The organism is Pseudomonas sp. RHF3.3-3 (assembly GCF_048069595.1).
Classification (GTDB): Bacteria; Pseudomonadota; Gammaproteobacteria; order Pseudomonadales; family Pseudomonadaceae; genus Aquipseudomonas; species Aquipseudomonas fuscovaginae_B.
Window position 1 is genome coordinate 2,106,742 of record NZ_CP182250.1, and the last position, 21,837, is coordinate 2,128,578.

The following is a 21,837-nucleotide window of genomic DNA, read 5'->3' on the forward strand; positions in this document are numbered from 1 at the left end:
AAGTCACCTGCCGTTTCAGCCGATAACTCCTACAGGACACTGTAGCGGGACATTTTCATGGGCATTCAGATGATCCGTCCCGTCGATATCACTACCCGTCCGCAACTGGCGCTGCAGTCCTATCTGGACGCCTTGCTCCAGGAGGCGACCGAAGAACTGCCGGTGGAGCTGGCGGTCGAGCCGGCAGTCGAGATCCCGCTGCCGGTCGAACCCGAGCCGGTCAGCGAGCTGGATGAATTCCAGGCCGCGGTGCTGGAGGAACAGGCCCGCGATGCCCTGGCCGCCCAGGCGCTGGCGATTGCGTCGGCGCCGCTGGCCAAGGTCGACGTGCCAGTGGCCCGGGCCGAGGTGCCGGTGGCCGAGCCGGTCGCGCCGGTGCTGGTGGAGCCGGTGGTCGAGGTGCATCTGCCTCCCGCCGAGCACACGCCACCGCCGCCGGTGGCGGGCGATTCGCGTCCGTATTGGGCGGCGGAGCCGTTCGAATGCCTGTTGTTCGACGTCGCCGGGCTGACCCTGGCGGTGCCGCTGGTCTGCCTCGGGTCGATCTATTCCCTGGCCGGCCAGGAGCTGACGCCACTGTTCGGGCAACCGGAATGGTTCCTCGGCATACTGCCGAGCCAGGCCGGTAACCTGAAGGTGCTGGATACCGCCCGCTGGGTGATGCCCGATCGCTATCGCGACGACTTCCGCCAGGGGCTGCAATACGTTATTTCGGTTCAGGGCTATGAGTGGGGGCTGGCGGTGCATCAGGTCAGCCGTTCGCTGCGCCTGGACCCCAACGAGATCAAATGGCGCACCCAGCGTGGGCAGCGGCCGTGGCTGGCTGGCACGGTCATCGAACACATGTGTGCGTTGCTCGACGTCTCCGAGCTGGCCGAGTTGATCGCCAGCGGTGCCGTCAAGCAAATGCAGTTGAACAAGCCGACATAAACAACAGCCCAGGGCGACCAGTGCGCCAGGGCGTCAGACAGCACACACACCGTATCAACGGTAATCGAGGGGCAGGGGTATGAATAAGTCAGCGTCTTCACAGGGTTCCGATGATCCAATCCTGCAGTGGGTGACGTTCAAGCTGGACAATGAGTCCTACGGCATCAACGTGATGCGGGTCCAGGAAGTCCTGCGCTATACCGAAATCGCCCCGGTACCGGGTGCGCCAAGCTACGTGCTGGGGATCATCAACCTGCGCGGCAACGTCGTCACCGTGATCGACACCCGCCAGCGTTTCGGCCTGATGCCGACCGAGGTCAACGACAACACCCGTATCGTCATCATCGAGGCCGACAAGCAGGTGGTCGGGATCATGGTCGACAGCGTGGCGGAAGTGGTCTACCTGCGTCAGTCGGAAGTCGAGACCGCACCGAACGTCGGCAACGAAGAGTCGGCCAAGTTCATCCAGGGCGTCTGCAACAAGAACGGCGAACTGCTGATCCTGGTCGAGCTGGACAAGATGATGACTGAAGAAGAATGGTCCGAGCTGGAGAGCATCTGATTGATTCTTGAGGTCGTGGTCATCCTCCTGGTCCTGTTGTGGATCGGGACAGTGGTGATGTTCCTGATCCACGTGCGCAATCAGCAGAAGATTGCCGCACAGCAGGCCGAGGGTGATGCGTTGCGAGACCAGCGCATCAAGGAACTGGCCCGTCGGGTCGACAACTTTCAGAACGGCACGGTGCGCATGGGCGAGGATCTGCACGAGTTGCGTGCGGTGGTCGCGCCCCTGCCGGACAAGCTGGCCCAACTGGAACAGCGCGATCCCTCGACCCTGTCCTTCGCCCAGGCCGCCCGGCTGGTCGGCATGGGGGCCAGCGTCGATGAACTGACCCAGGCCTGTGGGCTGACCCAGGCCGAAGCCGAGCTGATGAGCAAGCTGCATCGCAGTTGAGCCGGACGCAGCTCCGTCCGTGGTCGGCTGGCGGATAGGGCAGGGTTCAGGCAGGCCTCCCGGCCTGCCTTCACATTCAGTAATCGTCGCCCCGCTCGGTCACGTCCTTTTCCAACGGCTGCGGCAGCGGCTCGAAACCCTGGGGTATCTTGCCCTTCAGATTCCAGGCGAAAGCGATGATCACCGCGATGGTTCGGTACAGCTCCTCGGGAATGCTGTCGCCCAGTTCCAGGCGTGCCAGCAGTTTCACCAGCTCGGCGTTCTCGTAGATCGGCACTTCGTAGTCGCGGGCCAGCTTGAGGATGGCTTCGGCCAGTGCCTCGTCGCCCTTGGCGGTCAGGGTCGGGGCCTGCTGGCCGTCGTACTTGAGGGCGATGGCCTGGCGTGGGGGGTTGGGGTTTCTCATGCGGTTTCGTCGACCCAGCGTTGTTCCAGTCGGGTTTGATTGCCCTGCGGCGGCGTGCCCCGGTGGCAGTCGAGTTCGCCGACGTTGAGCCCGGAGGCGAGCAGGCGCTCGCGCAGGGCGTCCAGCTGGCTTTCGATCAGGCTTGCGGTTTGCTCGCGTTCGGCCCAGAGATGGCCGGACAGGCTGCCGCTCAGCAGTTGCGCCTGGACGTGCAGCGGGCCCAGCGGGTCGAGGTCGAAGGCCAGCTCCACGCGCCACAACTGGGCTTTCTGTTCGCGTGGCTCGGCCTTCTCGGACGATGGCCGTTCTTCCCGTTCCTCGCGCTGGATCCTGACCTGCAGGGGCACGATGTCCTGCAGGTTGCGCATGGGAATTTCCAGTTGCCAGGTGGTCTGCAGGTTGCCATCAGGGGTGCGGCCGGTCTGTTCCAGGCTCGACAGCTGGTGGCTCTGCAGGCGTGAGACGGCTGCCGCGGCGAGGCGCAACAGGTTCTCCAGGTCGCCTTCGCCGGCCAGGTTCTGCAGCAGCCGCGAGGGCAGCGGAAAGCTGATCGGCTGTGGCTTGCCGCCGACCTGGCCGAGCGCACCCAGAGCGCTGCGGACAAAGCCCGGCAGGGCCTGGGCGAGCACCGCGGCGCTGGCGCCCGGGTTGCTCGCGGCACCGTCCGGCAACTGCGGCATGATCTGCGCGATCAGGCGCAGCAGGTTGCCCTTGAGGTCGGGCACCATGGCCGGGTTCTGGCCCGCCAGCAGCCTGGCCTCGAGGAACAGCCCGCTGTTCTGCAGGAGCTGGGCCAGGGTCCTGGGATTGCTCAGTTGGCTGATGTCCGGCAGGTCGCCGAGCAGGGTGGCGATGGCGCTGCGCAGTTCGGCCGGCAGCCCGGCGCTATCCGGCAGGTTCTGCAGGCTGTTGAGCAGGCCTTCCAGCGAGCCCTGGCGGCCTTGCTGGGCGAGCAACTGTTGGGTCACCGCCAATTGGTCCAGGCGTGCGCCCTGCGGTACGAAGGTCAGGCTCTGCGAGCCTTCGACCAGGGCGCTGAGCAGGCTGCCGATGCGCAGCGGTTGCGGGCTGTCGAGGGTCAGCGTGGTGCCGCTGAGGGCGGTGTTGAGCAGGCCCACCAGCGAACGATAGACCTGCGGCTGGCCCGGTACCTGCGGCAATGCCTGGCTGGTCAGGACCTTGCCCTGCAACAGCGTGCCGACCGGCAGTTGCGTGGTGTCGAGGCGGGTCAGGGCGGCGACGCTGGCACTGAGCGCCTGTTGCACGGTGATCGCCAGGTTGCCGGCCGAGGGCTGGGTCACGGTCAACTGGGCGCCCTGGGGCAGAGGCTGGTTGCTGCTGGCCTGCACGGTGGTCTGGCGGCCGTTGTCGGTGGTCAGCTTGAGCAGCAGCTGGAAGGTCTGGTCGGTCTGTTTGAGCGACAGCACATCGGCCCTGGCGCTTTGCCCGGGGGCGATCAGTCCTTCCTGTGGCAGTGTCAGCTTCAGCAATTCGCCGGCGAGCACTGCCGGGCGGCTGCCGGCCGGAATCAACTGGGCCAGCCCAGGGATATTGAATTCGCCTGTCATCGGGTCGCAACCTGTCGAGATAGCCCTCTTGGGAGTAGGGCAATGCATGTATAATGCCGCGCCGTCTCCCGAAACAATGTTCAAACTATCGCATAAATTGACCCAGCTCTCTGGAACGGGCTGCAAAAGCATTTATGCTGCCTTACGTTAACGGCCGCGTCATGGCCGACTTGAGAACCGCAAAAGGCTTCGATCATTTGACCAGCCCTCTTCTAGAAGCCGTAGCGCTTGCCTGTGAGCGTGATTGGCGGATGCTGTTCGAGAACCTCGAACTGCGCCTGAGTCCCGGCGACATGTTGCAGATCAGCGGCCCCAACGGCAGCGGCAAGACCAGCCTGCTACGCCTGCTGGCCGGCCTGATGCAGCCCACCAGCGGCGAGATCCGCCTCAATGGCCAGCCGCTGAACAGCCAGCGCAGCGAACTGGCGCGCACGCTCCTGTGGATCGGCCATGCCGCCGGGATCAAGGACTTGCTGAGTGCCGAGGAGAACCTGCGCTGGCTCTGTGCACTGCACCGGCCGGCCGAGCGCGAGGCGATCTGGCAGGCCCTGGCCGCTGTCGGCCTGCGCGGTTTCGAGGATGTGCCCTGTCATACCCTGTCCGCCGGCCAGCAGCGCCGCGTGGCCCTGGCCCGGCTGTACCTGGACAGCCCGCCGCTGTGGATTCTCGACGAACCCTTCACCGCCCTCGACAAGCAGGGCGTGGCGCAACTGGAAGAGCACCTGGCCGGTCATTGCGAGCGGGGCGGCATGATCGTGCTGACCACCCACCACAGCCTGACGCGGGTGCCGGCCGGTTACCGCGACCTCGATCTCGGGCGGTGGGCGGTATGAGCGTTTTCGGTCTATTGTTTGCCCGCGAGGCGCGGCTGTTGTTCCGCCGTCCGGCCGAGCTGGCCAACCCGCTGGTGTTCTTCGCCATCGTGATCGCGCTGTTTCCGCTGGCGGTCGGTCCCGAGACGAATATGTTGCAAACCTTGTCTCCGGGGCTGGTCTGGGTCGCGGCGCTTTTGTCCGTCCTGCTCTCGCTGGACGGGCTTTTCCGCGGTGATTTCGAGGATGGTTCCCTGGAACAGTGGGTCCTTTCGTCGCACCCCCTGGCCCTTCTGGTGCTGGCCAAGGTGCTGGCACACTGGGTGTTTTCCGGGCTGGCGCTGGTGCTGCTGTCACCCTTGCTGGCGCTGATGCTCGGCTTGCCGACGGCCTGCCTGCCGGTGCTGCTGTCATCGCTGCTGCTGGGTACGCCGGTGCTGAGCCTGCTCGGTGCGGTGGGCGCGGCGCTGACGGTGGGACTCAAGCGCGGCGGCCTGCTGCTGGCGCTGCTGATCCTGCCGCTGTATATCCCGGTACTGATTCTCGGCAGCGGGGCCCTGCAGGCCGCGTTGCAGGGCATGCCGGCAACGGGTTATCTGCTCTGGCTCGGCAGCCTGGCCGCCCTGGCGGTGACCCTGGCACCTTTTGCAATAGCGGCTGGCCTGAAGATCAGCGTCGGCGAATAATGAGGTCTGGCCGGTTTCCGGCCAGCAAAGACCCTGGATGTACCGTGATGAACTGGACGTGGTTTCATAAGCTGGGCTCGCCCAAATGGTTTTATGGCATCAGCGGGCGCCTGCTGCCCTGGCTGAGCATCGCCGCCGTACTGCTGATCGGCAGCGGCGTGGTCTGGGGGCTGGCCTTCGCGCCGCCGGACTATCAGCAGGGCAACAGTTTTCGCATCATCTACATCCACGTGCCGACGGCCATGCTCGCCCAGTCCTGCTATGTGATGCTGGCGGTCTGCGGGGTGGTGGGGCTGGTGTGGAAGATGAAACTGGCCGATGTCGCCCTGCAGTGCGCGGCACCCATCGGTGCCTGGATGACCGCCGTGGCGCTGGTCACCGGCGCCATCTGGGGCAAGCCGACCTGGGGCGCCTGGTGGGTGTGGGATGCGCGCCTGACCTCGATGCTGATCCTGCTGTTCCTCTATTTCGGCCTGATCGCCCTGGGCAACGCCATCACCAACCGTGACAGCGCGGCCAAGGCCTGTGCGGTGCTGGCGATCGTCGGCGTGATCAACATCCCGATCATCAAGTACTCGGTGGAGTGGTGGAACACCCTGCACCAGGGCGCGACCTTCACCCTGACCGAGAAGCCGGCGATGCCGGTGGAAATGTGGCTGCCGCTGCTGCTGACCGTGCTCGGTTTCTACTGCTTTTTCGGTGCCGTGGTGCTGCTGCGCATGCGCCTTGAAGTGCTCAAGCGCGAGGCCCGGGCCAGTTGGGTCAAGGCCGAGGTCCTGAACGAACTGGAGGCGGCCCGATGAGTTTTACTTCATTCGGCGATTTTCTCGCCATGGGCCATCACGGCCTGTACGTCTGGTCGGCCTATGGCATCTGCCTGGCGGTCCTGCTCATCAACGTCGCCTCGCCGCTGCTCGCCCGTCGGCGTTACCTGCAACAGGAGGCGCGTCGTCTGCGCCGGGAGAAGAGTCAGTGAACCCGCTGCGCAAGAAACGTCTGATCATCATCCTGGCGATCCTGGTCGGGGTCGGTGCCGCCGTCGGCCTGGCCCTGAGTGCGCTGCAGGAAAACATCAACCTGTTCTACACCCCGACCCAGATCGCCAATGGCGAAGCACCGCTGGATACCCGCATCCGCGCCGGCGGCATGGTGGAGAAAGGTTCGCTGGTGCGTTCCAGCGACTCGCTGGACGTGAAATTCGTCGTCACCGATTTCAACAAGTCGGTGACCATCAGCTACCGCGGCATTCTCCCCGACCTGTTCCGCGAAGGGCAGGGTATCGTCGCCCTCGGCAAGCTGAACGCCCAGGGCGTGGTGGTGGCCGACGAGGTGCTGGCCAAGCACGATGAGAAATACATGCCGCCGGAAGTGACCAAGGCACTCAAGGACAGCGGCCAGGCCGCCCCGACGCCTGCGAAGGAGGGTTGATCATGATTCCCGAGCTTGGCCACCTGGCCATGATCCTGGCGCTGTGCTTTGCCCTCGTGCAGGCCAGCGTCCCGCTGCTCGGCGCCTGGCGTGGCGACCGCCTGTGGATGAGCCTGGCGCAGCCGGCGGCCTGGGGGCAGTTCGCCTTTCTCGCCTTCGCCTTCGGCGTGCTGACCTACGCGTTCATGACCGACGACTTCTCCGTCGGCTATGTCGCCAACAACTCCAACAGCGCCTTGCCCTGGTACTACAAGTTCAGTGCCGTGTGGGGCGCCCACGAAGGGTCGCTGCTGCTCTGGGCGCTGATCCTCGGTGGCTGGACCTTCGCCGTGTCGGTGCTCTCGCGGCAACTGCCGCAGGCGATGCTGGCGCGGGTGCTGGCGGTGATGGGCATGATCAGTTCCGGCTTCCTGCTGTTCCTGATCCTCACCTCCAACCCGTTCTCGCGCATCCTGCCGCAGATTCCGGCGGACGGTCGCGACCTCAACCCGCTGTTGCAGGATATCGGCCTGATCGTCCATCCGCCGATGCTGTACATGGGCTATGTCGGGTTCTCCGTGGCCTTCGCCTTCGCCATCGCCGCGTTGCTCGGCGGCCGCCTCGACGCGGCCTGGGCGCGCTGGTCGCGGCCGTGGACCATTGTCGCCTGGGCCTTCCTCGGCCTCGGTATCACCCTGGGCTCCTGGTGGGCCTACTATGAACTCGGCTGGGGCGGCTGGTGGTTCTGGGACCCGGTGGAAAACGCCTCGTTCATGCCCTGGCTGGTCGGCACGGCGCTGATCCACTCATTGGCGGTCACGGAAAAGCGCGGCGTGTTCAAGAGCTGGACGGTGCTGCTGGCCATTGCCGCATTCTCCCTCAGTCTGCTGGGGACCTTCCTGGTCCGCTCGGGTGTGCTGACCTCGGTGCACGCGTTCGCTTCCGACCCGGCCCGTGGGGTGTTCATCCTGATCTTCCTGCTGTTCGTGGTCGGCGGTTCGCTGACGCTGTTCGCCCTGCGTGCGCCGGTGGTGAAGAGTCATGTCGGCTTCGGCCTGTGGTCCCGCGAGACGCTGCTGCTGGCCAACAACCTGGTGCTGGTGGTGGCTGCCTCGATGATCCTGCTGGGGACCCTGTATCCGCTGGTGCTCGATGCCTTGAGCGGGGCCAAGCTGTCGGTGGGGCCGCCATACTTCAACGCGCTGTTCATCCCGCTGATGGCGGTGCTGATGGCGGTGCTGGCGGTGGGGGTGCTGGTGCGCTGGAAAGACACCCCGGTGAAATGGCTGGTGGGCATGCTGACCCCGGTCCTGCTCGGCAGCGTGGCGCTGGCGGCGGTGGCCGGCCTGGTCTACGGCGATTTCAACTGGGCGGTGCTGGCGACCTTCCTGCTGGCGGCCTGGGTGGTGCTGGCGGGGGTGCGGGACATTCTCGACAAGACCCGTCACAAGGGCCTGTTCAAGGGCCTGCCGAGTCTGACCCGCAGCTACTGGGGCATGCATCTGGCGCACCTGGGCATCGCCGTCTGCGCCCTCGGCGTGGTGCTGTCGAGCCAGGAGAGCGCCGAGCGCGACCTGCGCCTGGCGCCGGGTGAAGCCATGGAGCTGGCCGGTTATCAGTTCGTCTTCGAAGGCGCCAGGCACTTCGAGGGGCCGAACTTCACCTCGGACAAGGGCACCATCCGGGTGCTCGACAAGGGCCGGGAGGTGGCCGTGCTGCACCCCGAGAAACGTCTCTACACCGTGCAGCAATCGATGATGACCGAAGCCGGCATCGATGCCGGTTTCACCCGTGACCTCTACGTCGCCCTCGGCGAGCCGCTGGGCGATGGTGCCTGGGCGGTGCGGGTGCACGTCAAGCCGTTCGTGCGCTGGATCTGGTTCGGTGGCCTGCTGACCGCCCTCGGTGGTGCGCTGGCGGCGCTGGACCGGCGTTACCGGCTCAAGGTCAAGAGCCGGGTCAAGGAAGCATTGGGCATGAGCGGAGCGACTGCATGAAGCGTTGGATAATGGTAGTGCCACTGGCCGTGTTCCTGGTGGTGGCGGTGTTCCTGTATCGCGGGTTGTACCTGGACCCGGCCGAGTTGCCATCGGCGATGATCGGCAAGCCGTTCCCGGCGTTCTCCCTGCCCGATGTGCAGGGCGGGAAGACCCTGACCCAGCTCGACCTGCATGGCCAGCCGGCGCTGGTCAACGTCTGGGGCACCTGGTGTATCTCCTGTCGGGTCGAGCACCCGGTGCTGAACAAGCTGGCGCAGCAGGGCGTGCGGATCTACGGGGTGAACTACAAGGACGACAACGCCGAGGCGCTGAAGTGGCTGAAGGACTTCCACAATCCGTACCAGCTGGATATCCGTGACGAGCAGGGCAGCCTGGGCCTGGACCTGGGCGTGTACGGCGCACCGGAGACCTTCTTCATCGATGCCAAGGGCGTGATCCGCCACAAGTATGTCGGGGTGATCGACGAAGTGGTCTGGCGCGAGCAACTGGCACCGGTGTACCAGGCACTGGTGGACGAGGCGCGACCATGAAGCGCTGGCTGGCCGCCGTGGCCCTGGGCCTGACCCTGACCGGCGTGGCCCACGCCGCCATCGACACCTACGAGTTCGCCAGCGAGGCCGAGCGCGAGCGTTTCCGCGACCTGACCAAGGAACTGCGCTGCCCCAAGTGCCAGAACCAGGACATCGCCGACTCCAATGCGCCGATTGCCGCCGACCTGCGCCGGGAGATTTTCCGCATGCTCGGCGAGGGCAAGGACAATCAGCAGATCATCGACTTCATGGTCGATCGGTATGGCGACTTCGTGCGCTACAAACCGGCCCTGACCGGCAAGACCGCGCTGCTCTGGTTCGGCCCGGCCGGGCTGCTGCTGGGGGGCCTGGTCGTGATCGCCGTGATCGTCCGTCGGCGCCGCGCCCAGCGCAGCGAAACCCCGGACGTGCTTTCCGCCGAGGAGCGCGAGCGCCTCGACCACCTGCTGGATAAGAACCGCGAATGATTGATTTCTGGCTTGCTACCGGTCTGTTGTTACTGATTGCCCTGAGTTTCCTGCTGATCCCGATCCTGCGCGATCGCCGCGTCCGCCAGGAAGAGGATCGCACCGCGCTGAACGTGTCGTTGTACCAGGAGCGTGTGGCTGAGCTGCAGGCTCAGCGCGACGACGGCGTACTGACGGCCGAGCAGATGGACAGTGCCCGTGCCGAGGCGGCCCGCGAGCTGCTGGCCGATACCGATGGCGTGGCCCCGGCGCCGGTTTCGCGGCTGGGCAGGCCGCTGCCGCTGCTGGCGGCGCTATTGGTGCCGGTGCTCGGGCTGGTGCTGTACCTGCACTTCGGTGCCAGCGACAAGGTCGAACTGACCCGCGAATTCGCCCAGGCTCCGCAATCGATGGAAGACATGACCCGCCGCCTGGAGCGTGCGGTCGCCGCCCAGCCGGACTCGGCCGAAGGCCTGTACTTCCTGGGGCGGGCGTACATGGCCCAGGACCGGCCGGCGGACGCGGCGAACCTCTTCGAGCGTACCGTCAAGCTCGCCGGGCGCCAGCCCGAGTTGCTCGGGCAGTGGGCGCAGGCGCGCTACTTCGCCGATGGCAAGCGCTGGTCGCCGCAGCTCCAGGCGTTGACCGACGAGGCGCTGAAGGCCGATCCCAACGAAGTCACCAGCCTTGGCCTGCTGGGGATCGCCGCCTTCGAGGGCGAGCGTTACCAGGAGGCGATCGACCACTGGAAGCGCCTGCTGGTGCAACTGCCGGCGCAGGATCCGTCCCGCGCCGCCTTGCAGGGCGGGATCGACCGGGCGACCGAGAAGCTGCTCGCCAGTGGCGGCAAGGTTGCCGCGGCGCCTGCCGCCGCGGTCGGAAAGGGCGCGCTGCTCAAGGTGCGTGTCGACCTGGCGGCGCAGCTCAAGGCCAAGGTCCAGCCGGGCGACAGCGTGTTCGTCTTCGCCCGTGCCACCCAGGGGCCGCCGGCACCGCTGGCGGCCAAGCGCCTGACGGTGGCCGACCTGCCGGCCACGGTGGAGCTGGGCGATGCCGACGCAATGATGCCGCAATTGAAACTGTCGAACTTTCCTGAAGTCCAACTGGTTGCACGGATCTCCCGCGCCGGCCAGCCGACGGCCGGCGAGTGGATCGGACGTAGCCAGCCCCTGGCCAGCAGTACCGCCGCGCAACAGAACCTGACCATCGACAGCCCGGACAAATAGAGAACCCGCCATGACCGCCATCGCTCGCCTCACCCTGTTAACGCTGGTCCTGGGGTTGAGCGCCTGTACGGTCCAGCGCCCGTCGGCACCGACGGGCCCGACGATCCCGCCGTCCGTTCCGACGACCAAGCCCTATCCCCCGGCAACACCGGGCAAGCCGATTCCGGCGACCAAGCCGCGTCCGAGCACTTCGGCGACCTTTGCCCCACCGCCTGGCGGTCGCAGCCACTGGGACGGGCAGATGGGCGTGTACGTGCTCGACAACCAGCCCAACACCTTCTATCGCCAGCGCACCTACTATCGCTGGGACAACGGCTGGAGCCGTTCGATCAGCCCCAACGGGCCCTGGGAAGAAACCGACATCCACGGCGTGCCGCCGGGGTTGGGCAAGCAGTTCGCGCAGTAACCTCTAGGCGCCCGGCGCTGCAAGGCGTACACGTTCTGCGTCACAAGAGCGGACGCCGAGCGTCCAGAGAGGTATTCCCACGCGGAGCGTGGGAATGCTCGGGGGGCGGGGTATTACTTACTTGCCATAGATCTGGTCGAACACGCCACCGTCATTGAAGTGGGTCTTCTGCACCGTGCGCCAGTCGCCGAAGGTCTTCTCCACCGAGAGGAAGTCGACTTTCGGGAAGCGGTCGGTGAACTTCGCCAGTACCTTCGGATCACGCGGACGCAGGTAGTTCGCCGCAGCGATTTCCTGGCCTTCCGGTGACCACAGGTACTTCAGGTATTCCTCGGCCGCCGCACGGCTGCCTTTCTTGTCCACCACCTTGTCGACCACGCTCACCGGCGGCTCGGCCTCGGCGGAAACGCTCGGGTAGATGACTTCGAACTGGTCGCGACCGAACTCGCGGGCAATCATTTCCGCTTCGTTCTCGAAGGTCACCAGCACGTCGCCGATCTGGTTGGTCATGAAGGTGGTGGTGGCGGCACGGCCACCGGTATCCAGCACCGGCACCTGCTTGAACAGCTTGCCGACGAAGTCCCTGGCCTTGTTCTCGTCGCCGCCGTTCTTCAGCACATAGCCCCATGCCGACAGGTAGGTGTAGCGACCGTTACCCGAGGTCTTGGGGTTCGGCACGACCACTTGCACGCCTTCCTTGAGCAGGTCCGGCCAGTCCTTCAATGCCTTCGGATTGCCCTTGCGCACAATGAACACGGTGGCCGAGGTGAACGGCGCACTGTTGTTCGGCAGACGGGTGACCCAGTTCTCCGGTACCAGCTTGCCGTTGTCCGCCAGGGCGTTGATGTCGGTCGCCATGTTCATGGTGATCACATCCGCCGGCAGGCCGTCGATCACGGCACGCGCCTGTTTGCTGGAGCCGCCGAAGGACATCTGCACGGTGACGTTTTCGTTGTGCTCGGCCTGCCAGTGCTTCTGGAAGGCGCTGTTATAGTCCTTGTAGAAGTCCCGCATCACATCGTAGGACACGTTCAGCAGGGTCGGGGCGGCCTGGGCGATGCCACCGAAGGCCAGGCCAGCGGCCAGGAGCGAGGCGCCAAAGAGTTTTTTCACTGCGCATTCCTTGTTCGGGTCAGAGAGAGGGCAATTTGCCAGCAACTATAACGGCGAGCGCATAGTCGCTAAAAGATTAAAAAGTACTTTGCTTATTCCAGCTTCTTGAACAACGCATTGCCGCAACGGGAGCAGAAGGCCGCCGCGGGTTCATGGCTGTCCTTGCGACACACCGGGCACGCATGCTTGAGCTGTTCGCCGCGCAGGGCCGTGGCCAGTTCGGCGGTGAAGATCCCGGTGGGCACGGCGATGATCGAGTAACCGGTGATCATCACCAGCGACGAAATGATCTGCCCCAGCACGGTCCTGGGCACGATATCGCCATAGCCGACCGTGGTCAGGGTGACGATCGCCCAGTAGATGCCCTTGGGGATGCTGGTGAAGCCGTGCTCGGGGCCTTCGATCACATACATCAGGGTACCGAACACGGTCACCAGGGTGCACACGCCGAACAGGAACACCAGGATCTTCTGCTTGCTGCCGCGCAGCGCGTCGAGCAGGTAGTGGGCCTGCCTGAGATAGGGTGCGAGCTTGAGCACGCGGAAGATCCGCAGCATGCGGATGATGCGGATGATCAGCAGGTACTGCGCATCGCTGTAGTACAGCGCGAGGATCCCCGGCACGATCGCCAGCAGGTCGACCAGCCCATAGAAGCTGAAGGCATAGCGCAGCGGCCGTGGCGAGCAGTAGAGGCGCACCAGGTACTCGGCGGCGAAGATCAGCGTGAAGCCCCATTCGATCCCGGCGAGGAGGCCGGCGTAGTTCTGGTGGATGTTCTCGATGCTGTCCAGGACCACCGTCACCAGGCTGGCGAGGATGATCAGCAGAAGGATCTTGTCGAAGCGCCTGCCGGCGACGGTATCGGTTTGAAAAATCATGACGTAGAGCCGTTGGCGCCAGTCGTTGTTGCTGTTCATGAGGTGTTGCCCAAGTGGTCGATGCCGCAAGGGTGGGGCAAGGGCGGGCAATCCGCAAGCCGGGACCGGCGTGGGTGCGTTACCGCGCACTACGGCGGCCCCAGGCCTTGCGTGCCGTCCCGGCTGTCGCCGTTTTCACAGGGGCGGACGCCGCATCCGCGCCACGGCCCGGCTCAGCCAGCAGGCGAGGATGAACGGTGCGGTCAGTGGCGACAGGCCCAGGCTGGCGAGGGCCGGTGTCAGCAGGATCGCCAGGAGCATGCCGCCCAGTGCCAGCCAGGGGCGGCGCTGCAATGGGCTCAGGGCCAGTCCGGCGAGGGCGGCGTTGTAGCCGTTCAGTCCCGCCAGGGCCGGGCTGGCTTCGCTGCAAAGGCCGAACACCAGTCCCATGCCACTGCCGAGCACTGCCCACAGCGCCGCCCGCCGGTTGGCCAGCAGCAAGCCGGTCAGTATCAGGCCGCCTGCCAGTGGCTCGTCGAGGAACATGATCTGCCCGAAACCCTTGGAGATCGCTTGCAGCAGCCTGGGCAGATCCGCTTCGGCCGGGGCTGCCTCTGGCGCAAGGTGCGTGCTGAACGCCAGCAGTGTCCAGCCGAGCAGGACAAAGGGCGCGGTATAGGTCGGCAGGCTCCTCGGCCAGTGGCGCACGAGTATCGCGCTCAGGCCGCCGGCGGCGATGATCAGCAGCGGCAACAGCGGTGACCAGGGGAGATGCAGGCCGATCAGCAGGCCCAGCAGGACGCCGTTGTAGCTGTACAGGCCGGCCTGGCGTTCGGCCTTGGGATAGCCACGGCGCTGGGCCGTGATCAGGCCGGCGAGACCACCGAGCAGGGCGCCGCCGAGCAGGCCCGGGGCGCCGCAGAGGATTGCCAGCAGGCAGAACAGGCCGCAGAGCGGATGGCGCTGGAGAACGATCTGACTGAAACCGTTGAACAGGGCGGTGGCCCAGTCGGGGCAGTCGCAGGTGGCCGGGCCGGGGGTGGCGAGGGTTTTGACTTTCTTGTCAGGCGTCATGTGCAGTGCGCCCCTGGCTCGCGCTGTCGAAAATCAGGATGGCGCGCAGGTCGTTGACGTTGGTTCGGGTCGGCTCGGTGACGACCAGCGCGTCCAGCGCGGCGAAGGCCGTGGCAAACAACTGACGCAGGAATTCTTGCGGATCGACCGACATGGCGGGCTCCCGGATTTATTGTTATGTCATGGCGGGCAAGATTCTTGTAGGGACCGAATGCTGTCGAGGCTCACCCCTGTGGGGGCCGGACTCATCCGCGAAGCGGGTGGCGCTTGTTCGCGGATAAATCCTGCTCCCACAGAAGCAGGCGTTTCACAGGTGCAGGTTCCGAGCGGGAAACGGGAGTTACTGGTCGCGGATCGAGAAGTTGGCCATATGCTCCAGCCCCTTGATCAGCGCCGAGTGGTCCCATTCGCTGCCACCGATGGCCGCACAGGTGCTGAACACCTGCTGGGCGTTGGCGGTGTTGGGCAGGTTGATACCCAGCTCGCGGGCGCCGGCCAGGGCCAGGTTGAGGTCCTTCTGGTGCAGGTTGATACGAAAGCCCGGGTTGAAGGTGCCCTTGATCATGCGTTCGCCATGGACTTCGAGAATCTTCGACGAGGCGAAGCCGCCCATCAGCGCTTCACGCACCTTGGCCGGGTCGGCACCGTTCTTCGCCGCGAACAGCAGTGCCTCGGCCACCGCCTGGATGTTCAGGGCGACGATGATCTGGTTCGCCACCTTGGCGGTCTGGCCGTCGCCGTTGGCCCCGACCAGGGTGATGTTCCTGCCCATGTTCTGGAACAGCGGCAAGGCGCGGGCAAAGGCCTGGCTGTCGCCGCCGACCATGATGCTCAGGGTCGCGGCCTTGGCCCCGACCTCACCGCCGGACACCGGTGCGTCGAGGTACTGCGCGCCTTTTTCGTTGATCTTCGCGGCGAAGGCCTTGGTGGCGCTGGGCGAGATCGAGCTCATGTCGATGACGATCTTGCCCGGGCCGGCGCCGGCGGCAATCCCGTCGGCACGAAACAGCACGTCTTCCACCTGCGGGGTGTCGGGCACCATGACGATGATGAACTCGGCCTCCTGGGCCACTTCCCGGGGGTTGGCCAGGGCCACCGCACCGGCGGCGACCAGGTCGGCCGGAGCGCTGGCGTGGTGCTGGGAAAGGAACAGGCTGTGGCCTGCCTTCTGCAGGTTCGAAGCCATGGGGTGGCCCATGATGCCGGTGCCGATGAAACCGATTTTAGCCATGAGAAAATCCTCTTGTTACCTGTGCCAAAGGAGGGGAAGCGTTCAGATCGCGTTGTGGCTCTTCAGCCAGCCGAGGCTCGCCTCGGTGGTGGTCAGCGGCTTGTATTCGCAGCCGACCCAGCCCTGGTAGCCGATGCGGTCCAGGTGTTCGAACAGGAAGCGGTAATTGATCTCGCCGGTGCCGGGCTCGTTGCGGCCCGGGTTGTCGGCGAGCTGGACGTGATTGATTTCGCCCAGGTGATTGCTCAGGGTCCGGGCCAGGTCTCCTTCCATGACCTGCATGTGGTAGATGTCGTATTGCAGGAACAGGTTGGCGCTGCCGACCTGTTCGCGAATCGACAGGGCCTGGGCCGTGGTGTTGAGGTAGAAACCGGGAATGTCGCGGGTGTTGATCGCTTCCATCACCAGCCGGATGCCGGCGGCCTGGAGCTTGTCCGCGGCGTACCTGAGGTTCTCGACCAGGGTCTTCTCCAGGAAGGCTTCGTCGAAACCCTGTGGGCGAATCCCGGCCAGGCAGTTGATCTGGCTGTTGCCGAGCACCTGGGCGTAGGCGATGGCCAGGTCGACACCGCCGCGGAATTCCTCGACGCGATCCGGGTGGCAGGCGATGCCGCGCTCACCCTTGGTCCAATCGCCGGCGGGCAGGTTGAACAGCACCTGGGTCAGGCCGTGGGCGTCGAGTTGCGCCTTGATCTCGGCGGAACTGAAATCGTAGGGGAACAGGTATTCCACGCCGCTGAAGCCGGCATCGGCGGCGGCCTTGAAGCGGGCGAGGAAGTCCTGTTCGGTGAACAGCATGGACAGGTTGGCGGCAAAACGTGGCATGGCGGTCTCCGGTGTTGATACGGCGGGTTGCTGGCTACTCAGGCGGTGTAGGAGCGGGCTTGCCCGCGAAGAGGGCCGCGGGTCTTCAGGCGCTTCGCGGGCAACCGAGCGTCGGCCGGCCGCTCCCACATTCACAGAGGAGTCAGTCGAGCAGCGCGATAGCGGTCGGCGCATCGTTGCCGACCAGGGCCAGGTCCTCGAACTCGTTGATGGCGTTGATCTCGGTGCCCATGGAAATGTTGGTGACGCGCTCGAGGATGATTTCGACCACCACCGGTACCCTGAACTCCTCGATCAGTTCCCGGGCCTGGCGCAGTGCCGGCTGGATCTGGTCCGGCTCGAACACGCGCAGCGCCTTGCAGCCCAGGCCCTCGGCCACGGCCACGTGGTCGACGCCATAACCGTTCAGTTGTGGCGCGTTCAGGTTGTCGAAGGACAACTGCACGCAGTAGTCCATGTCGAAGCCGCGCTGGGCCTGGCGGATCAGCCCCAGGTAGGAGTTGTTCACCACCACGTGGATGTACGGCAGCTTGAACTGTGCACCCACCGCCAGCTCTTCGATCATGAACTGGAAGTCGTAGTCGCCCGACAGCGCCACCACCTTGCGCTGCGGATCGGCCTTGACCACCCCGAGCGCGGCCGGAATGGTCCAGCCCAGTGGGCCGGCCTGGCCGCAGTTGATCCAGTGGCGCGGCTTGTAGACGTGGAGGAACTGCGCACCGGCGATCTGCGACAGGCCGATGGTGCTGACGTAGCAGGTGTCCTTGTCGAACGCCAGGTTCATCTCCTCGTAGACACGTTGCGGCTTGACCGGCACGTTGTCGAAGTGGGTCTTGCGCTGCAGGGTGGCCTTGCGCTGCTGGCAATCCTTGAGCCAGGCGCTGCGGTTCCTCAGCTTGCCGGCGGCCTGCCATTCGCGGGCCACGTCGATGAAAACGGTCAGGGCCGAGGCCGCGTCGGAGACGATGCCCAGGTCGGGGGTGAATACCCGGCCGATTTGGGTCGGCTCGATATCGACATGGATGAACTTGCGGCCTTCGGTGTAGACCTCCACCGAGCCGGTGTGGCGGTTGGCCCAGCGGTTGCCGATGCCCAGCACCAGGTCGGACTTGAGCAGGGTGGCGTTGCCGTAGCGGTGCGAGGTCTGCAGGCCGACCATGCCGACCATCAGCGGGTGATCGTCGGGCAGGCTGCCCCAGCCCATCAGGGTCGGGATCACCGGGATGCCGGTCAGCTCGGCGAACTCCACCAGCAGTTCGCTGGCGTCGGCGTTGATGATCCCCCCGCCGGCCACCAGCAGTGGCCGTTCGGCCTGGTCGAGCAGGGCCAGAGCCTTCTCGGCCTGGATCCGCGTGGCGCCGGGCTTGACCAGCGGCAGCGGCTGGTAGGCGTCGATGTCGAATTCGATTTCGGCCATCTGCACGTCGAAGGGCAGGTCGATCAGCACCGGGCCGGGGCGGCCCGAACGCATTTCGTAAAAGGCTTTCTGGAAGGCATAGGGCACCTGGCCCGGCTCCAGCACGGTGGTCGCCCACTTGGTCACCGGCTTGACGATGCTGGTGATGTCCACGGCCTGGAAGTCTTCCTTGTGCAGGCGGGCACGGGGCGCCTGGCCGGTAATGCAGAGGATCGGGATCGAGTCGGCGCTGGCGCTGTACAGGCCGGTGACCATGTCGGTGCCGGCTGGGCCCGAGGTGCCGATGCACACGCCGATGTTGCCGGCCTTGGTGCGGGTATAGCCCTCGGCCATGTGCGAGGCACCTTCAACGTGGCGCGCGAGGACGTGATCGATGCCGCCGACTTTCTGTAGTGCCGAGTACAGCGGGTTGATGGCGGCGCCGGGAATGCCGAAGGCGGTGTCGACCCCTTCGCGGCGCATCACCCACACGGCAGCTTCGATTGCTCTCATTTTGCTCATTGTTTTGTGCCTCTTAGGTTCTGTAATTGTATACAAGTGGCTTTTCATCGAGTGTATTCACGGCCAATGGCGCAGGTCAATTCATTTTCTTGAATCGGCGTGGCATTCGTCCGGATCACAAAAACCGCGGAGCTTGCGACATTTTGTCATTGATTTGAATTTTTTGTATACAAAAATATACTTTATTGTGTTCTATTTGTGATGCGGAATTGCTCCCGCGCGGAGCGCCAAAGACTTTCCAAAACAATGAGGACGGCACCCATGAGCGCTTTAACCCTGAAAGTCGCAGTCAGCCTGGCCGGTCAGGCGATCGCTGCGGGCCGGATGATGTGCGCGGCGCCGCTGACCATTGCGGTACTCGATGGTGGCGGGCATCTGGTGACTTTGCAGCGGGAGGACGGAGCCAGTCTGTTGCGGCCGCAGATCGCCATCGGCAAGGCCTGGGGCGCGATCGCCCTGGGCAAGGGCTCGCGTCTGCTGGCGCTGGATGCGCAGCAGCGGCCGGCATTCATCGCCGCCTTGAACGGGTTGGGGCAGGGCAGTGTGGTACCGGCGCCGGGTGGGGTGCTGATCCGCGATCAGGCCGGGCAGGTGGTGGGGGCAATCGGCATCAGTGGCGATACGTCGGATATCGACGAGCAGTGCGCGATCAGTGCGATCGAGGCATTGGGGCTGACGGCGGATGCGGGGGTATCAGCCTGATTCAGGTGAGCGCCTTTTCGCGGGCAAGCCCTGCTCCTACAGGAAACGTGTGCACACAAATCTGGTGTTCGCCCCGTACTGTAGGCGCGTGGCTTGCCCGCGAAAGGGGCGCCTCGTTTTACTGGTCGGGCTCGCATCCCTTGAGCACCAGCCGCACGATGGTCTGCGTCGCCGCTTCATAGTCGGCGTCATCGAGCTTGGCCTTGCCGGTGATCGCCGAGATCTGCCAGTCGAAGTCGGCATAGGTCTGGGTCGCGGCCCAGATGGTGAACATCAGGTGGTTGGGATCGACCGGGGCGATCTGGCCGCGGTCGATCCAGCTCTGGATACACTCGATGTTGTGCCGGGCCTGGGCGTTGAGCTGTTCGACCAGATCGGGGCTCAGGTGCGGAGCGCCGTGCATGATCTCGCTGGCGAACACCTTGGACGCCGCCGGCAGATCGCGGGAGATGCGGATCTTCGAACGGATGTAGCCGGCCAGCACCTCGCCGGGCACGCCGTCGGGATTGAACGGCGTCGAGGCCTGCAGGATCGGTTCGATGATGCTTTCCAGGACCTCGCGGTAGAGGTTGTCCTTGGACTTGAAGTAGTAATAGACGTTGGGTTTGGGCAGCCCGGCCCGGGCGGCGATGTCGCTGGTCTTGGTGGCAGCGAACCCCTTGTCGGCGAACTCTTCACTGGCTGCGCGCAGGATCAGTTCTTTGTTGCGTTCGCGGATGGTGCTCATAAACCAGCTGATTCCTTGCCTGTCCGGGCGGTTGGGCATGGTAGCACCGGGTCTGCGGCAGGCCAAGATTGCCTGCCCGCAGACCCGGCAAGGCAGGCGAGGCGGGCATGGCAGGCGGTTTTTCTTCACCCGGGCGCCTGTTTCGGCGGTTCTCGGCAATGGCGAGTCTACAGCACCAGGCGCGGCAGCCAGAGCGACAGCGCCGGGATATAGGTCACGGCCATCAGCACCAGGAACAGCACGCCGTAGAACGGCAGCAGTGCGGTCACGGTCTTCTCGATGCTGACCTTGCCCACCGCCGAGCCGACGAACAGCACCGCGCCCACCGGCGGGGTGATCAGGCCGATCCCCAGGTTCACCAGCATGATCATGCCGAAGTGCACCGGGTCGACGCCGATGCCGAGAATCACCGGCATCAGGATCGGCGTGAGGATCAGGATCAGCGGCGCCATGTCCATCACCGTGCCGAGCAACAGCAGCATGGCGTTGATGCACATCAGGATCACGTAGCGGTTGTCCGACAGGGTCAGGAACAGCGTGGTGATCTTCGCCGGGATCTGCATCAGGGTCATGATGTAGCCGAAGCTGGCGGCGAAGCCGATCAGGATCATCACGATGGAGATGGTTCGCACGGTGCGATGCATCAGCTTGGGCAGCTCGCGCCACTGGTAGTCGCGGTAGATGAACATGGTTACGAAGAATGACCAGAGCACCGCAATCGCCGCCGACTCGGTCGCGGTGAACACCCCCGAGAGAATCCCGCCGAGAATGATCACCATGGCCATCAGGCCCCATAGCGCATCGGCGCAGATCTTCAGGGCCTGGCGCAGGGGAATGACCTCGCCCTTGGGGTAGTCGCGCTTTTTCGCGAAGATCAGGCACAGCACCATCAGGCAGGCGCTCATCAGCAGTCCCGGCACCACCCCGGCCATGAACAGCGAGGCGATGGACACCGTGCCGCCGGCCGCCAGCGAGTAGAGCACCGAGTTGTGGCTGGGTGGGGTCAGCAGGGCCTGGACCGAGCCGCTGACCGTGACCGCGGTGGAGAAGTCGCGCGGGTAGCCGCGGCGCTCCATCTCCGGAATCAGCACCGAGCCGACCGAGGCGGTGTCGGCCACCGACGAACCGGAAATCGCCCCGAAGAAGGTCGAGGCCATGATGTTCACCAGGGACAGGCCGCCGCGGACGAAACCCACCAGCACCCCGGCGAACGCCACCAGCCGCCGCGACATGCCGCCCTCGGCCATGATCGCGCCGGCGAGGACGAAGAACGGAATCGCCATCAGCGAGAACTTGTTCACGCCGCCGGCGACCTGGATCATCAGGGCCTGGAACGGGATGTCGATCCACCAGGCGCCGATCAGCGCCGAGAGCCCGAGGGCGTAGGCCACCGGCATGCCGATGAGGATCAGCAGGATAAAACTGCCCAACAGGATCACGGCGTCCATTCACACGGCTCCTTCGTTTTCTTCGACCAGGTCGAAACGCACCACGCGGCGCTGGCTCTGGTCGCCCAGCAGGAGTTTTTCCAGGACGAACACCAGGGTCAGGCAACCGCCCACGGGGATCGGCATGTAGCTGATGCCGACCCGCAAGGTCGGCAGCGCGCTCATGAACTGGTTCCAGGTCGAGGCGCAGAGCTTGGCGCCCCAGACGGTCATGAACAGGCAGATGGTCGCCATCAGCACCTGCGCGACCAGCGCGGCAGCCGAGCGCAGGGCAGGGTTCAGGCGGTCGGTCAGCATGGCCACGGCCATGTGCGCGCCGGCGCGGTAGCTGGAGGCTGCGCCGATGAAGGTGAACACCATCATCAGCAGGATCGCGGTGGGCTCCGGCCAACTGGAGCCGGTGCCGAGGACGTAGCGGGCGAAGATGCCCCAGGGGATGATCAGGCTGATGGCGAGGATCGCCAGGCCCGCGACCCAGACACAGGCCATGTAGAGCCGATCGTTGATCAGCAGCACGAGATTCTTCATCGGATTTCACCGTTACCCGCCGGTCCGCGCTGGACGCGCATG

25 protein-coding genes and 1 pseudogene are annotated in these 21,837 nt (G+C 65.1%); 14 read left to right on the plus strand and 12 right to left on the minus strand.

Annotated elements, in window-relative coordinates; translation table 11 throughout:
• Positions 1-57: 57 nt before the first annotated feature.
• The 3 genes from ACMGT0_RS09710 (at position 58) to ACMGT0_RS09720 (ending at position 1,885) form a co-directional block, all read left to right on the plus strand.
• On the plus strand, positions 58-930 hold the full coding sequence (locus ACMGT0_RS09710; RefSeq protein WP_416772371.1) for a CheW domain-containing protein: 873 nt from the start codon (positions 58-60) through the stop codon (positions 928-930).
• A 79-nt stretch (positions 931-1,009) separates the two neighbouring features.
• Positions 1,010-1,492 (plus strand): chemotaxis protein CheW, encoded by a 483-nt coding sequence (locus tag ACMGT0_RS09715; RefSeq protein WP_010449884.1) that lies wholly within the window; start codon positions 1,010-1,012, stop codon positions 1,490-1,492.
• Positions 1,493-1,885 (plus strand): DUF2802 domain-containing protein, encoded by a 393-nt coding sequence (locus tag ACMGT0_RS09720; RefSeq protein ID WP_054060529.1) that lies wholly within the window; start codon positions 1,493-1,495, stop codon positions 1,883-1,885.
• Between the two features lie 76 nt (positions 1,886-1,961).
• Here the strand turns inward: ACMGT0_RS09720 and ACMGT0_RS09725 are convergent, their stop codons facing one another.
• Both ACMGT0_RS09725 and ACMGT0_RS09730 read right to left on the minus strand, forming a co-directional pair.
• On the minus strand, positions 1,962-2,291 hold the full coding sequence (locus tag ACMGT0_RS09725; protein ID WP_416772373.1) for an EscU/YscU/HrcU family type III secretion system export apparatus switch protein: 330 nt from the start codon (positions 2,289-2,291) through the stop codon (positions 1,962-1,964).
• Complete coding sequence (locus ACMGT0_RS09730; protein ID WP_416772374.1) at positions 2,288-3,859, minus strand: flagellar hook-length control protein FliK; 1,572 nt, start codon at positions 3,857-3,859, stop codon at positions 2,288-2,290. Before ACMGT0_RS09730 ends, ACMGT0_RS09725 begins: the two co-directional genes overlap by 4 nt.
• Before the next feature lie 161 nt (positions 3,860-4,020).
• On the opposite strand from ACMGT0_RS09730, the gene ccmA reads away from it, so the two are divergent.
• Genes ccmA through ACMGT0_RS09780 form a run of 10 tightly spaced genes read left to right on the plus strand, consistent with a single transcriptional unit; the run spans position 4,021 to position 11,372 of the window.
• Positions 4,021-4,692 (plus strand): cytochrome c biogenesis heme-transporting ATPase CcmA, encoded by a 672-nt coding sequence (gene ccmA, locus ACMGT0_RS09735; protein ID WP_162491354.1) that lies wholly within the window; start codon positions 4,021-4,023, stop codon positions 4,690-4,692.
• Positions 4,689-5,357, plus strand: a complete 669-nt coding sequence (ccmB, locus tag ACMGT0_RS09740) for a heme exporter protein CcmB (RefSeq protein WP_054060532.1) — start codon at positions 4,689-4,691, stop codon at positions 5,355-5,357. Before ccmA ends, ccmB begins: the two co-directional genes overlap by 4 nt.
• A gap of 44 nt (positions 5,358-5,401) precedes the next feature.
• Positions 5,402-6,160: a heme ABC transporter permease gene (locus ACMGT0_RS09745; protein ID WP_192842782.1), complete on the plus strand. Its 759-nt coding sequence runs from the start codon at positions 5,402-5,404 to the stop codon at positions 6,158-6,160.
• Positions 6,157-6,333, plus strand: a complete 177-nt coding sequence (ccmD, locus tag ACMGT0_RS09750; protein WP_054064091.1) for a heme exporter protein CcmD — start codon at positions 6,157-6,159, stop codon at positions 6,331-6,333. Before ACMGT0_RS09745 ends, ccmD begins: the two co-directional genes overlap by 4 nt.
• Positions 6,330-6,785 (plus strand): cytochrome c maturation protein CcmE, encoded by a 456-nt coding sequence (ccmE, locus tag ACMGT0_RS09755; RefSeq protein WP_054064092.1) that lies wholly within the window; start codon positions 6,330-6,332, stop codon positions 6,783-6,785. The genes ccmD and ccmE overlap by 4 nt, the downstream gene beginning before the upstream one ends.
• A 2-nt stretch (positions 6,786-6,787) precedes the next feature.
• Positions 6,788-8,761: a heme lyase CcmF/NrfE family subunit gene (locus ACMGT0_RS09760; RefSeq protein WP_273819363.1), complete on the plus strand. Its 1,974-nt coding sequence runs from the start codon at positions 6,788-6,790 to the stop codon at positions 8,759-8,761.
• Positions 8,758-9,294, plus strand: a complete 537-nt coding sequence (locus ACMGT0_RS09765) for a DsbE family thiol:disulfide interchange protein (protein ID WP_054060537.1) — start codon at positions 8,758-8,760, stop codon at positions 9,292-9,294. Before ACMGT0_RS09760 ends, ACMGT0_RS09765 begins: the two co-directional genes overlap by 4 nt.
• Positions 9,291-9,761, plus strand: a complete 471-nt coding sequence (locus ACMGT0_RS09770; RefSeq protein ID WP_273819364.1) for a cytochrome c-type biogenesis protein — start codon at positions 9,291-9,293, stop codon at positions 9,759-9,761. Before ACMGT0_RS09765 ends, ACMGT0_RS09770 begins: the two co-directional genes overlap by 4 nt.
• Positions 9,758-10,966, plus strand: coding sequence for a c-type cytochrome biogenesis protein CcmI (ccmI, locus tag ACMGT0_RS09775; RefSeq protein WP_273819365.1), 1,209 nt, complete (start codon positions 9,758-9,760; stop codon positions 10,964-10,966). The genes ACMGT0_RS09770 and ccmI overlap by 4 nt, the downstream gene beginning before the upstream one ends.
• 10 nt (positions 10,967-10,976) lie before the next feature.
• Positions 10,977-11,372: a hypothetical protein gene (locus tag ACMGT0_RS09780; RefSeq protein WP_054064094.1), complete on the plus strand. Its 396-nt coding sequence runs from the start codon at positions 10,977-10,979 to the stop codon at positions 11,370-11,372.
• A gap of 117 nt (positions 11,373-11,489) precedes the next feature.
• Here ACMGT0_RS09780 and ACMGT0_RS09785 read toward each other — a convergent pair whose 3' ends face one another.
• From ACMGT0_RS09785 to gcl, 7 genes and pseudogenes are all read right to left on the minus strand, one after another.
• On the minus strand, positions 11,490-12,485 hold the full coding sequence (locus ACMGT0_RS09785; RefSeq protein ID WP_054064095.1) for a sulfate ABC transporter substrate-binding protein: 996 nt from the start codon (positions 12,483-12,485) through the stop codon (positions 11,490-11,492).
• Positions 12,486-12,577: 92 nt separating this feature from the next.
• Positions 12,578-13,402, minus strand: a complete 825-nt coding sequence (locus tag ACMGT0_RS09790) for an ion transporter (protein WP_416772378.1) — start codon at positions 13,400-13,402, stop codon at positions 12,578-12,580.
• Positions 13,403-13,537: 135 nt separating this feature from the next.
• On the minus strand, positions 13,538-14,416 hold the full coding sequence (locus tag ACMGT0_RS09795) for an urea transporter (protein WP_416772379.1): 879 nt from the start codon (positions 14,414-14,416) through the stop codon (positions 13,538-13,540).
• Positions 14,406-14,522 (minus strand): annotated as a pseudogene (locus ACMGT0_RS09800) (hypothetical protein); the annotation flags it as partial. The gene ACMGT0_RS09795 and the pseudogene ACMGT0_RS09800, both read right to left, overlap by 11 nt.
• Positions 14,523-14,756: 234 nt before the next feature.
• Positions 14,757-15,647, minus strand: a complete 891-nt coding sequence (locus ACMGT0_RS09805) for a 2-hydroxy-3-oxopropionate reductase (protein ID WP_416772380.1) — start codon at positions 15,645-15,647, stop codon at positions 14,757-14,759.
• Positions 15,648-15,689: 42 nt separating this feature from the next.
• Positions 15,690-16,472 (minus strand): hydroxypyruvate isomerase, encoded by a 783-nt coding sequence (gene hyi / locus ACMGT0_RS09810; protein WP_416772381.1) that lies wholly within the window; start codon positions 16,470-16,472, stop codon positions 15,690-15,692.
• A gap of 142 nt (positions 16,473-16,614) precedes the next feature.
• Positions 16,615-18,390: a glyoxylate carboligase gene (gene gcl, locus ACMGT0_RS09815; protein WP_416772382.1), complete on the minus strand. Its 1,776-nt coding sequence runs from the start codon at positions 18,388-18,390 to the stop codon at positions 16,615-16,617.
• A gap of 261 nt (positions 18,391-18,651) precedes the next feature.
• Between gcl and ACMGT0_RS09820 the strand changes: the two genes are divergently transcribed.
• On the plus strand, positions 18,652-19,092 hold the full coding sequence (locus ACMGT0_RS09820; RefSeq protein WP_054059550.1) for a GlcG/HbpS family heme-binding protein: 441 nt from the start codon (positions 18,652-18,654) through the stop codon (positions 19,090-19,092).
• 118 nt (positions 19,093-19,210) lie between these two features.
• Here the strand turns inward: ACMGT0_RS09820 and ACMGT0_RS09825 are convergent, their stop codons facing one another.
• The 3 genes from ACMGT0_RS09825 to ACMGT0_RS09835 all read right to left on the minus strand — a co-directional run bounded on the left by ACMGT0_RS09825 (position 19,211) and on the right by ACMGT0_RS09835 (position 21,795).
• Entirely contained in the window at positions 19,211-19,819 is a 609-nt protein-coding gene (locus tag ACMGT0_RS09825) for a TetR/AcrR family transcriptional regulator (protein ID WP_054064099.1), read from the minus strand.
• Between the two features lie 167 nt (positions 19,820-19,986).
• Positions 19,987-21,267, minus strand: a complete 1,281-nt coding sequence (locus ACMGT0_RS09830) for a TRAP transporter large permease (protein ID WP_054059548.1) — start codon at positions 21,265-21,267, stop codon at positions 19,987-19,989.
• Positions 21,268-21,795, minus strand: a complete 528-nt coding sequence (locus ACMGT0_RS09835; protein ID WP_054059547.1) for a TRAP transporter small permease — start codon at positions 21,793-21,795, stop codon at positions 21,268-21,270.
• Positions 21,796-21,837 lie beyond the last annotated feature (42 nt).

What these genes read in the sequence shown, in the direction of transcription:
- ACMGT0_RS09820 (WP_054059550.1), top strand. Translation starts at nt 18,652, where the DNA reads ATGAGCGCTTTAACCCTGAAAGTCGCAGTCAGCCTGGCCGGTCAGGCG.
- hyi (WP_416772381.1), bottom strand. Translation starts at nt 16,472, where the DNA reads ATGCCACGTTTTGCCGCCAACCTGTCCATGCTGTTCACCGAACAGGAC.
- ACMGT0_RS09765 (WP_054060537.1), top strand. Translation starts at nt 8,758, where the DNA reads ATGAAGCGTTGGATAATGGTAGTGCCACTGGCCGTGTTCCTGGTGGTG.
- ACMGT0_RS09730 (WP_416772374.1), bottom strand. Translation starts at nt 3,859, where the DNA reads ATGACAGGCGAATTCAATATCCCTGGGCTGGCCCAGTTGATTCCGGCC.
- ACMGT0_RS09825 (WP_054064099.1), bottom strand. Translation starts at nt 19,819, where the DNA reads ATGAGCACCATCCGCGAACGCAACAAAGAACTGATCCTGCGCGCAGCC.
- ACMGT0_RS09780 (WP_054064094.1), top strand. Translation starts at nt 10,977, where the DNA reads ATGACCGCCATCGCTCGCCTCACCCTGTTAACGCTGGTCCTGGGGTTG.
- ccmD (WP_054064091.1), top strand. Translation starts at nt 6,157, where the DNA reads ATGAGTTTTACTTCATTCGGCGATTTTCTCGCCATGGGCCATCACGGC.
- ccmB (WP_054060532.1), top strand. Translation starts at nt 4,689, where the DNA reads ATGAGCGTTTTCGGTCTATTGTTTGCCCGCGAGGCGCGGCTGTTGTTC.
- gcl (WP_416772382.1), bottom strand. Translation starts at nt 18,390, where the DNA reads ATGAGCAAAATGAGAGCAATCGAAGCTGCCGTGTGGGTGATGCGCCGC.
- ACMGT0_RS09795 (WP_416772379.1), bottom strand. Translation starts at nt 14,416, where the DNA reads ATGACGCCTGACAAGAAAGTCAAAACCCTCGCCACCCCCGGCCCGGCC.
- ACMGT0_RS09805 (WP_416772380.1), bottom strand. Translation starts at nt 15,647, where the DNA reads ATGGCTAAAATCGGTTTCATCGGCACCGGCATCATGGGCCACCCCATG.
- ACMGT0_RS09725 (WP_416772373.1), bottom strand. Translation starts at nt 2,291, where the DNA reads ATGAGAAACCCCAACCCCCCACGCCAGGCCATCGCCCTCAAGTACGAC.
- ACMGT0_RS09770 (WP_273819364.1), top strand. Translation starts at nt 9,291, where the DNA reads ATGAAGCGCTGGCTGGCCGCCGTGGCCCTGGGCCTGACCCTGACCGGC.
- ACMGT0_RS09830 (WP_054059548.1), bottom strand. Translation starts at nt 21,267, where the DNA reads ATGGACGCCGTGATCCTGTTGGGCAGTTTTATCCTGCTGATCCTCATC.
- ccmI (WP_273819365.1), top strand. Translation starts at nt 9,758, where the DNA reads ATGATTGATTTCTGGCTTGCTACCGGTCTGTTGTTACTGATTGCCCTG.
- ACMGT0_RS09715 (WP_010449884.1), top strand. Translation starts at nt 1,010, where the DNA reads ATGAATAAGTCAGCGTCTTCACAGGGTTCCGATGATCCAATCCTGCAG.
- ACMGT0_RS09835 (WP_054059547.1), bottom strand. Translation starts at nt 21,795, where the DNA reads ATGAAGAATCTCGTGCTGCTGATCAACGATCGGCTCTACATGGCCTGT.
- ccmA (WP_162491354.1), top strand. Translation starts at nt 4,021, where the DNA reads ATGGCCGACTTGAGAACCGCAAAAGGCTTCGATCATTTGACCAGCCCT.
- ACMGT0_RS09710 (WP_416772371.1), top strand. Translation starts at nt 58, where the DNA reads ATGGGCATTCAGATGATCCGTCCCGTCGATATCACTACCCGTCCGCAA.
- ACMGT0_RS09790 (WP_416772378.1), bottom strand. Translation starts at nt 13,402, where the DNA reads ATGAACAGCAACAACGACTGGCGCCAACGGCTCTACGTCATGATTTTT.
- ACMGT0_RS09760 (WP_273819363.1), top strand. Translation starts at nt 6,788, where the DNA reads ATGATTCCCGAGCTTGGCCACCTGGCCATGATCCTGGCGCTGTGCTTT.